Raw genomic sequence first — 2,109 nt, forward strand, 5'->3', positions numbered from 1 at the left:
TGCCGCAGCAGGATCTGGGTGGCGGAGTTGGCGATGACCGCCCGCCCGAGATCGGAGGACAGCAGGTCGGCGGCGTCTTGGGTGACGACCGCGAGCCCGGCCCAGTGTTTGCGGGCTGCCTTGGCGAGCCGGTACAGGAACCGGGCCCCTTCGTTGTGCTGCATGAGCATCCAGGCCTCGTCGACCACGACCAGGCGACGGCGCCGCTCGGTGGGGTCGGCGACTTGGCGCCAGATGGCGTCCAGCGCGAGCAGCATCCCGACGGTGCGGGTTTCCTCGGGCAGGTCCCGCAGCGAGTAGACGATGAGGTGCCCGTCGGGACGGGTGGTGGTGGCCCCGGCGAACAACCCCCGATACGACCCGGTGACATACGGCGCCAGCCGCGCCGACAGGTCGGCGGCGTGCGCGGCCTCGGGGGCGCCGGTTTGGGCGACGGTGTCGAGTTGGGCGACCAGGTCGGCCAGCAGCGGCGCTGCCCGCTTCCAGGTACGCGGATCGGAGGTGATGCCCCGCGCGGCGTAGGCGGCGAGTACGGCCCGGTCGAGCACGGCCCGCATCGTCGGCGGTACCGGTTCGGCGAGCATCGCGCCGATGAGCGTCTGGACGAACAGGGCACGGCGGACGAGAGTGTCTTCGCCTTGCCCGTCCGGAAGGTCGAAGGGGTTGAAGCACACCCCGGGCGCGCCGAGGGCGATGTGGGTGCCACCGACCGCTTCGCCGAGGCGGCGGTATTCGTCTTCGGGGTCGACGACCATGACCTGCACGCCCTGATACAGCAGGCGGAGCGTTTCGAGTTTGGTGAAGTAGGACTTCCCGGCGCCTGAGCGGGCGATGGTGACGGAGTTGTAGTTGTCCTGGGCGAACCGGTCCCACACCACCACCCCCGAGGAGTAGGCGTTCAGCCCGTACAGCACGGGGGTGTCGGCCAGGCAGGGTTGCAGGTCGGGTGAGGTGAACGGGAACGCCGCCGCGAGCGGGGCGGTGTCGAACGCCCGCCGCACCTTCACCGTGTCGCTCCCCAACGGCAGCGTGGTGGCCCAGCCCTGCAGTGCTCGGAAGGTGGTGGGCTGGGCGTCCAGCAGCAGCGACGCCGCAAGCGCCCGGACCCGTGCGGTTTCTGCTTCGAGTTGGTCGTGGTCGAAGGCGTGGACGGTGAGGTAGAGCCCGACGCGGAAGAGGCGGCCGTGGCCTCGGGCGAGGGATGCGGCGAGTTCGGCGGCGTCGTCGGCGGCGGCTTCGGCCGCGAAGTCGGCCAGCCGCCCGCGTTGCGCGTCGGCGCGGGACGCCGACTCCAGGCGGGCGAGCTGGCGGCGAAGCCGCTGCGCGGCGATCAACGGCGGGATCGGCTCCACGTGCAAGGACACATCGAGGCGCCCGGGGTAGGTCAGCAGCGGTTCCAACCACCCGGCACCGACCTCGCGGGGATAACCGGCCACCGCGAACGACGCGCACACCCCGCCGGGCAGTTCGAGAGTTTTGGCGTTCACCCGCAACGCCGACGGCCCGACACCGGCCAAGCCGTCCTCGGGATCGAGGTCGGTTGCGCTGTCCGACTTGTCGGAACTGGGCGTCAGAGCGCGCCCGAAGTTCTTAAGCGTGCGTCGCATCGTGGGCCTCCTGGGCAGTGATCACGTCGTCCGGGCCGGGGTTATCCACAGGCTGTGACTCGCCTGGGGACAACGCCTCGGCCAGCACCGCGGTGCAGGCATCGGAGTCCAAAATCTCGGCGGTGATGCCGAGCGCGGTGAGGGCGTGCACGGTCTCCTCGGCTCGCCGTAGCGCCACTGCGGCGCCCGCGTCCCGGCCGGCGCGTTCGCGTCGGCCTTTGAGCCAGGGCGGCGTGCCGGTCGACGGTGGCACTTGGGTGCTGTCGCTGATCACGATGAGGACCTGACGGACCAGCAGATCGTGCACGGCGCCCAGCTCGGTGAGGAACGCGGCGTGATCGGTGGCGGCCTGTTCCAGCGCGGGGTCGGGCAGTTCCGGTGCGAGCCGGGTGAGGTGGTCGGCCAGGCCGGTGAGGTCGACCGGACGGGCCTGCACCAGAATCTGCACGGGCGCGTCCAGGGAGTTCAGCCACCGCCCGAACACGCCGACCAGCGAAGCCTG

Annotated in this window: 1 protein-coding gene and 1 pseudogene; both read right to left on the minus strand. The window is 71.1% G+C overall.

Annotated features, from left to right (window positions below):
* Positions 1 to 1,607, minus strand: a 1,607-nt coding sequence (locus BJF79_RS38285; RefSeq protein ID WP_075904723.1) for a VirB4 family type IV secretion system protein, incomplete at its 3' end; no start/stop codon positions are given.
* Positions 1,591 to 2,109: pseudogene (locus BJF79_RS56435) on the minus strand (hypothetical protein); the annotation flags it as partial. The gene BJF79_RS38285 and the pseudogene BJF79_RS56435, both read right to left, overlap by 17 nt.

Origin of the sequence: Actinomadura sp. CNU-125 (assembly GCF_001942465.1) — a bacterium.
Taxonomy (GTDB): Bacteria; Actinomycetota; Actinomycetes; order Streptosporangiales; family Streptosporangiaceae; genus Spirillospora.